The sequence below is a fragment of the Mesorhizobium argentiipisi (SeqCode) genome (assembly GCF_037179585.1).
GTDB classification, from domain to species: domain Bacteria; phylum Pseudomonadota; class Alphaproteobacteria; order Rhizobiales; family Rhizobiaceae; genus Mesorhizobium; species Mesorhizobium argentiipisi.
The window spans coordinates 1-7,178 of the sequence record NZ_JAPYKO010000063.1; the positions used below are offsets into that span (position 1 = coordinate 1).

The 7,178-nt window shown below is 57.7% G+C and carries 6 protein-coding genes and 1 pseudogene; 2 read left to right on the forward strand and 5 right to left on the reverse strand.

Translation table 11 applies throughout. The annotated features are described in order from the left end of the window. Positions 1 to 284 precede the first annotated feature (284 nt). The 4 genes from O7A05_RS33690 to O7A05_RS33705 all read right to left on the reverse strand — a co-directional run bounded on the left by O7A05_RS33690 (position 285) and on the right by O7A05_RS33705 (position 2,402). A complete protein-coding gene (locus O7A05_RS33690; RefSeq protein WP_337097708.1) occupies positions 285 to 656 on the reverse strand; it encodes a hypothetical protein in 372 nt (123 codons plus the stop codon). 115 nt (positions 657 to 771) lie between these two features. Next, the gene (locus O7A05_RS33695) at positions 772 to 1,119 is read right to left on the reverse strand and encodes a hypothetical protein (RefSeq protein WP_337097710.1); all 348 of its coding nucleotides are present in this window, start codon (positions 1,117 to 1,119) and stop codon (positions 772 to 774) included. Positions 1,120 to 1,371: 252 nt separating this feature from the next. Beyond that, on the reverse strand, positions 1,372 to 1,878 hold the full coding sequence (locus O7A05_RS33700; protein WP_337097712.1) for a hypothetical protein: 507 nt from the start codon (positions 1,876 to 1,878) through the stop codon (positions 1,372 to 1,374). A gap of 11 nt (positions 1,879 to 1,889) precedes the next feature. Then, on the reverse strand, positions 1,890 to 2,402 hold the full coding sequence (locus O7A05_RS33705) for a hypothetical protein (RefSeq protein WP_337097714.1): 513 nt from the start codon (positions 2,400 to 2,402) through the stop codon (positions 1,890 to 1,892). Positions 2,403 to 2,703: 301 nt separating this feature from the next. Between O7A05_RS33705 and O7A05_RS33710 the strand changes: the two are divergent. Together O7A05_RS33710 and O7A05_RS33715 are read left to right on the forward strand one after the other, a co-directional pair. Then, positions 2,704 to 3,501, forward strand: a pseudogene (locus tag O7A05_RS33710) (DNA-methyltransferase); the annotation flags it as partial. A 504-nt stretch (positions 3,502 to 4,005) separates the two neighbouring features. Continuing rightward, positions 4,006 to 5,184: a ParB N-terminal domain-containing protein gene (locus O7A05_RS33715; RefSeq protein WP_337097715.1), complete on the forward strand. Its 1,179-nt coding sequence runs from the start codon at positions 4,006 to 4,008 to the stop codon at positions 5,182 to 5,184. A gap of 12 nt (positions 5,185 to 5,196) precedes the next feature. On the opposite strand, the gene lepA is transcribed toward O7A05_RS33715, so the two are convergent. Further along, positions 5,197 to 7,002 carry a translation elongation factor 4 gene (lepA, locus tag O7A05_RS33720; RefSeq protein ID WP_224716352.1) on the reverse strand — a complete coding sequence of 602 codons (1,806 nt, stop codon included), beginning with the start codon at positions 7,000 to 7,002 and terminating at the stop codon, positions 5,197 to 5,199. Between the last annotated feature and the right edge of the window lie 176 nt (positions 7,003 to 7,178).

Sequence of the window (7,178 nt, forward strand, 5' to 3'; positions counted from 1 at the left end):
CATCTTTACTCAGCCGCCCTTGGCAACCCTGCGCCAGAATCTCCATGCCTTGCGACATCGTTGGCGCGAGCCACCACGAAAGCGCAAGTTTCAAGCCATGCCAAAGCTATCTTAGCGCATATGCCCATCGAGGGGAGATGGCCGCAAAGCGGCCAGAGGGGGTCGTCTCACATAGATCGCCGACGTCACTTCTTCGTCGCGCAAAGCGCTGCCGCTCGACGCGCGGCGACCCCCTCTGTCGCCTCTGGCGACATCTCCCCCTCAAGGGGGGAGATAAGGCGCCGCTATTCCTCCAGGTCGATCTCCTCGGTCTGGCCGCCGCTGCAGGTGTAGCAGCAGTCCTCGCAGGTTTCCTTGTTGTTGGGGCCGACGCCCCAATAGGTTTCCTCGTCGCCGTCGACCCAGGCGCCGTAGCAGATCTTCTCGCCCTCATTGCAGGAGATCGGCAATTGCTTGGTCTCGCCGTCGTCGAGATAGAAATCCTTGCCGTCGCCCGGCCAGACATAGTCGCGGTCCTGGCTGTAGAGCTCGACACGCATGGCGTTGGGGTGGCCATTCTTGATCTGGAAGGTGACGTCATCGGCGTGAGCGGCGGGCGCGATGAGGGCCGCGAGCGAAAGCGCGGCGGCAGCGCGGCGCGCAAAGGTGGAAGACATGAAAACCCCCGAGGTAGAATCGGCCCCCACGGCCGATCGCGGGATGATGACATGGCCGGCGCGTATGCCAAGGGGCGGCAGCGAAAATGGCTGAGATTTTGGGGAAAGCGCCGCGTTACTCCGCCAGGTCCACCGTCTCGGTCGAATGCTCGGTGCAGATGAAGCAGCAGGTGTCGCAGGGCTGGTCATTGTCGGGGCCGACGCCGGCGGTGACGGAATCGTCGCCGTTCACCCATGCGCCCCAGCAGATATGCTCGCCCGGCTCGCAGGAGATCGGGACGGATTTTCGCGCCTTCGGCCGGATGAGAAAAACCTTGTCGTCGCCCGGCCAGACTTTTTGGCTGTCGCGGCTGAACAGCTCGACCGCGACGCCGTCCGAACGCTGGTTGCGCACGAAGACGGACATGCCGGCGGCGAAGGCCGGCGAGGTGAGGAGAAGGAAGGCGAGCAGAGCGCGAATCATGGCGAGGTCCCCGGGGGCAAGTAGAGCACGGGTGGCGCCGGTAATCTCCCCCCTCGAGGGGGAGATGGCCGCAAAGCGGCCAGAGGGGGTCGCCGCGCGTGGAGCGCCAGCCTCCATTTTACGGCGGGAGGCTGAGTCGGCTGTTTTCACCTAGAGTGCCGACGCTCTTTCTTGTCGCATAGGGCGTCGGCGCTTCACGCGCGGTGACCCCCTCTGTCGCCTTCGGCGACATCTCCCCCTCGAGGGGGGAGATCAGCGCCTCACCACATGCGGCGCGAATGCCTTCACCGCATCCACCAGATCCTCCCCGCGCACGTCGAGCGAGGAAATCTCCATATGCACCATGTTCCGGCCAAAGGGCATGACCCCGAAGGCGTTGGCGGAGGAATATCGGATTGCGTCGGGCGGCTCCTCGGTGAGCTCGAAATTGAGCATCGCCGCGCCCTTGCCGCCGGCGGCGAGCCGCACGCTCTTCACCTTGCTCCACGGCACCAGCACGTCGCCGGCGCGAGTATCGCGGAAGCCTTGGCTGTCCAGCACAACCTTGACCGAGCTGTCGAAAGCGCCGCGCGCGATAAAGGCGCCGAGGCCCAGGCAGGCGGCGCTAAGCAGCGCGATCCACAGCACATGGCCGCTGTTCGCCCCCGAGGCCATGCCCTGCAGCGCGCCGAAGCCGAAAATGCCACCGAGCAGGAATGGCCCGAGCGCGGGCAGGATTTTTCCCGACGGGCTGTTGCGGAGTTCGAGCGGCGCGGCCATCGCCTTCGCACTCAACGCTCCGGCTTAAGCAAAGTCCAGATCCAGCCGATGAAGGTCAGCACCAGGAACGGATAGCCCAGCGCCGGCAGCGGTGCCGAGGTGGGCAAGAGCGGCGCGCCCCACAGGATCATGAGAACCGAGACGGAGAACAGCACAGCGGCGACGGACGCCGTGAGACGCATCCACAGCGCGAATGTGGCTTGCGCGCTGACCATGACCAGCCCCGCAGCCCACAGCGCAATACCGCCGGCATAGGAAGGCACGGAGGCTTGCAGGCCCGCCGCATTTCCGGCCAGAAGCAGGCTTTCGCCGGCCAGGAAGGTGAGGAAGCCGGCCGCGGCGAGATCATTGCCCAGCCGCTGGTATTTCATCGTGAATAGCGCCGTGGCGACGACGATGCCGACACCGTCGATGGTCCAGACCGTTTCGCGCAGCGGGTCGCTGGCAACGAAAGTGCCCGCCAAGCCAAAAGTGCCGCCGACGGCGAGGCCGATCGCGGCGACGAGATCGAGAGTGGAGCGCATGTGATGTCTCCCCAAGCCGGGGAGAGGATACGCCGATGTGGCTGGATGGTGAAGGGCGCGGTGCGACGGGGAGCGGGTCAACAGTTTTGCGGATGAGAGATGTTTTCCAAGTTACCACGAATCATCTACTTTGATCGGACGCAGGAGCATACGCATGTCTTTGACTGATGAATTTTCTTCGAGCACCGTCCTGCTCGGAGATTGTATGAATCTTCTTCAATCGCTCCCTGCGTCTAAGTTTTCGCTGGTAATAACTTCTCCGCCTTATAATATCGGAAAGTCATAAGAAAAGGATAGTTTTCGTAGCTATAAACACTACGAGGAATTTACGGTCGATGTAGCAAGAGGAATAGACAGAGTTCTTATTGAAAACGGAAGTATTTGCTGGCAGGTAGGAAATCACGTTCGGAACAGCGAAATTACCCCGTTGGACTTTTTAGCCTTCAATGTCTTCTCATCGCTTGGATACAAGCTTCGAAGTCGAATCGTATGGACGTTTAATTTCGGCCTGCATGGCAGTCGCCGGTTTTCTGGCCGGTATGAGGTACTCCTTTGGTTTACAAAGAATGACGATTACAAGTTCAATTTAGATCCTGTCAGAGTGCCTCAGAAATACCCCGGTAAACGCCACTCATCGAAAAAGGCTGCAGAGCGAGCCGGCAAGCTCAGTGGAAATCCCCTTGGCAAAAACCCTGGAGATTTCTGGGAATTTGACGCGTCAGCAGCGCTTTTCGACAAACCCATTTGGCGACTGCCGAACGTCAAAGCTAACCACCCTGAAAAGACGGCTCACCCTTGCCAGTTCCCTGTTGAGGTTGCCGAGCGCTGCATCTTGGCGCTCACGAGTGAAGGGGACAGCATACTGGATCCGTTCGCCGGCGTAGGCTCGTCTATGCTTGCAGCGGAAAAACACTCCAGGATTGGAATTGGTATCGAAAAGGAGGCGAGCTATCAGAAATTGGCGATGGACCGCCTTGAGCAGCTAAGGGCGGGTACGTTGCCCTTAAGACCGTCAGGCAAACCTGTAGCCGAACCCGATGGCAGAGCAAAAGTTGCCACCTACCCTCTGGAATGGATGAATGCCGAAGGCAAAGGCTAAGAAAAAGAGCCCTGAAGAGCGCGCGCTCGCACGAAAGCAGAGAAGCCATTTAGCCATTGTTCGAAACGCACTGCAGAACATGGGCTTCGTCCGGTTTCCTGATATCTCTGATAGTGCGATCACGTTCAAAGGAACAACTTCCGATTTCGATGATCTCTTTATCTGGGAGAACGTCCTTCTTCTCCTAGGATATACAGTATCATCCAATAATATATCTGAGCACGTTAAGAAGAAGGAATTTCTCTATAGCAAAATAAGATCAGACAAAGATGGATTCTTGGATTACCTAATCGGAAAGTTCCCCTTGTAAAAGGATCTATCAATAAGATATATGATACAAGCAAGCTTATAATAAAGTTTGTATATTGCTCCCGGAACGACGTCCAACAGTCTCTCAAGGACGAGCTTCCCAACGTTTTGTTTTATGACCACCCAATAGCTATGTACTTTAAGGCACTTGCCAATTAACTTAAATTATCTGCAAGGCCAGAACTGCTGGCCTTTTTGAAGTTGGGGTACAACCAAGTAGGCGAAAACTGTCTTACGTCTTCGGGGGCGGCAGAGGATCCATTCAAAGGCTCCATCCTTCCTGAGAGCCATTCTCATATTGGGCATGGTTTCAGCATCGTCTCCTTCTATACGAGTCCAGCGGCGCTATTAGACAGGGCATACGTTCTGCGAAAGGAAGGATGGCGAGATTCTGATTGGCTTTATCAGCGTCTGATTTCTCAAAAGAAAATTGAGTCGATAAGGCAATTTGTTAAAGCTCGGCAAAGAGTTTTCCTGAACAACATGATTGTGACGCTTCCAAATGAGACAAGAGTTTTGGATACCGAAGACGCACAAATTGACCCAAGCAAGGTCAGTTCAACGTCTCCTGTAACTATATATCTGCCTCGTAAGATCAACTCGGTCGGCGTGATTGATGGCCAGCATAGGATATTCTCCTACCATGAGGGCGGGAAGTTCGACGAAGATATCAAGCCACTGAGATCGAAGTTGAATATCTTGGTCACCGGCATAATCTATCCTAAGAATTTTTCTGACCAAGATCGCGTCAAATTCGAGTCAGAGATATTTTTAGAGATAAACTCCAATCAAGTTAGTGCCGCACCAGAATTGAAGCAGGCAATACTATCAATAATAAGCCCATTTTTAGCTGAATCGATTGCAAAGCGCGTGATAACGAGATTGAATAAAGGCGGTCCGCTGCGAGACCTCTTCGTAAAATATTTCTATGACAAGGAGCGTTTGAAGACCACCTCCATCGTTAGCTATGGTCTCCGTCACCTGGTTAACATTGACAACCATGCAGGCCTCCATTGCCAGTGGACGATCAGTTCGGCGCAAAAACTAAAGGAGAAGCAGGATCTGTCAGTCGTCGATCTATACGTCGATTTCTGCGTCGAAAGACTCAACAGCTATTTCGGCGCAGTGCGGCAAGCTGTGGGTGGTGAAAAATGGGTCGTTGCTCAAAAGGATCAGCCCGGCATTTTGAACACCACTACAATCAACGGACTGATTAATTTGCTTCGTGCAATGATTGAGCACGGGCAGAAAGTCGGGGGCAGCGACATGAGCCCGATCAAAGATTTCAAATTCCGAGACTACAAATCGAGCCAGTATGGAGCCATGGGAAAGGATCTGTACGACCTCCTTTTCCCGAGCGCACCAGAGAGCTAGATCGCCCCATCCTCAATCCCCCATCTTCAGCGCCTGGATAAACGCCTCCTGAGGGATATCCACCTTCCCAAACTGGCGCATCCGCTTCTTGCCCTCTTTCTGCTTGTCGAGCAGCTTTCGCTTGCGGGTCACGTCGCCGCCATAGCATTTGGCGGTGACGTCCTTGCGCAGCGCCGAGATGGTCTCGCGGGCGATGACCTTGCCGCCTATTGCCGCCTGGATCGGGATCTTGAACAGGTGGTGCGGGATCAGCTCCTTCAGCTTCTCGCACATGGCGCGGCCGCGCTTTTCCGCCGCCGTGCGATGCACCAGCATGGACAAAGCGTCGACCGGCTCCTCGTTGACCAGGATCGACATCTTCACCAGGTCGCCCTCGCGATAATCGGTCAGGTGATAGTCGAAGGAGGCGTAGCCCTTGGAGATCGACTTCAGCCGGTCGTAGAAATCGAAGACCACCTCGTTGAGCGGCAGGTCGTAGGTGAGCATGGCGCGCTTTCCCACATAGGAAAGATCGGCCTGGATGCCGCGCCTGTCCTGGCAGAGTTTCAGGATGCCGCCGAGATAGTCGTCGGGCGTCAGGATGGTGGCGCGGATCCACGGCTCCTCGATCGAGGCGATCTTGACCACGTCGGGCATGTCGGCCGGGTTGTGCAGCTCCTTCACCGAGCCGTCATTGAGGTTCAGGCGGTAGACGACCGACGGCGCCGTGGCGATGAGGTCGAGATTGAACTCGCGCTCCAGCCGCTCCTGGATAATTTCCAGATGCAGCAGGCCGAGGAAGCCGCAGCGATAGCCGAAGCCAAGCGCGGCGCTGGTTTCCATCTCATAGGAAAAGCTGGCGTCGTTGAGGCGCAATTTGCCGACGGCGGCGCGCAAATCCTCGAAATCGGCGGCGTCGACCGGGAACAGGCCGCAGAACACCACCGGCTGCGCCGGCTTGAAGCCGGGGAGCGCCTTTTGCGTCGGGCGGCGGTCCTCGGTGATGGTGTCGCCGACGCGGGTGTCGGCCACTTCCTTGATCGAGCCGGTGAAGAAACCGAACTCGCCGGGGCCGAGCTCGTCGACATTGACGCGGGCCGGCTTGAACACGCCGGTGCGCTCGACGAGGTACTTTGCGCCGGTGCCCATCATGCGGATGGTCTGGCCCTTCTTCATGACGCCGTCGATGATGCGCACCAGAACGATGACGCCGAGATAGGCGTCGTACCAGCTGTCGACCAGCATCGCCTTCAGGGGTGCCGCGATGTCGCCCTCGCGCGGCGGCGGCAGCTGATGGACGATCGCCTCCAGCACGTCGGGCACGCCAAGCCCGGTCTTGGCCGAGATCAGCACCGCATTGGAGGCGTCGAGGCCGATCACCTCCTCCACCTGCTCGCGGATGCGCTCGGGCTCGGCCGCCGGCAGGTCGACCTTGTTCAGCACCACGACGATCTCGTGGTTGTTGTCGATGGCCTGGTAGACATTGGCGAGCGTCTGCGCCTCGACACCCTGGGAAGCGTCCACCACCAGCAGCGAGCCCTCGCAGGCGGCCAAGGAGCGCGACACCTCATAGGCGAAGTCGACATGTCCAGGCGTGTCGATGAGGTTCAGCACATAATCCTCGCCGTTTTTGGCGCGGTAGTTCAGCCGAACGGTCTGGGCCTTGATGGTGATGCCGCGCTCGCGCTCGATATCCATCGAGTCCAGCACCTGCTCCTTCATGTCGCGCTCCTCCAGCGCGCCGGTGAGCTGGATCAGCCGGTCGGCAAGCGTGGATTTGCCATGGTCGATATGGGCGACGATGGAGAAATTGCGGATATGGTCGAGGGGCGTCGTCATGCGGCGGGCTTTAGCAGGGGCGGGGTTGAGGGGCAAGCGGAACGCCCTTTTCCCCTTCTCCCCTTGTGGGCCTGTTGCGTAATTGGCTGGTTGTGATTCCCTGAGAAGGAAGCTCGGAGGGAATCGCAATGGCGGTGAAGCAGACGGGGCAGTTGAGCCTGGCGGAAGCATTTCTG

Excerpts from the sequence above, each read along its gene's own strand:
- O7A05_RS33690 (WP_337097708.1), bottom strand. The coding sequence starts at position 656 with ATGTCTTCCACCTTTGCGCGCCGCGCTGCCGCCGCGCTTTCGCTCGCG.
- O7A05_RS33700 (WP_337097712.1), bottom strand. The coding sequence starts at position 1,878 with ATGGCCGCGCCGCTCGAACTCCGCAACAGCCCGTCGGGAAAAATCCTG.
- lepA (WP_224716352.1), bottom strand. The coding sequence starts at position 7,002 with ATGACGACGCCCCTCGACCATATCCGCAATTTCTCCATCGTCGCCCAT.
- O7A05_RS33695 (WP_337097710.1), bottom strand. The coding sequence starts at position 1,119 with ATGATTCGCGCTCTGCTCGCCTTCCTTCTCCTCACCTCGCCGGCCTTC.
- O7A05_RS33705 (WP_337097714.1), bottom strand. The coding sequence starts at position 2,402 with ATGCGCTCCACTCTCGATCTCGTCGCCGCGATCGGCCTCGCCGTCGGC.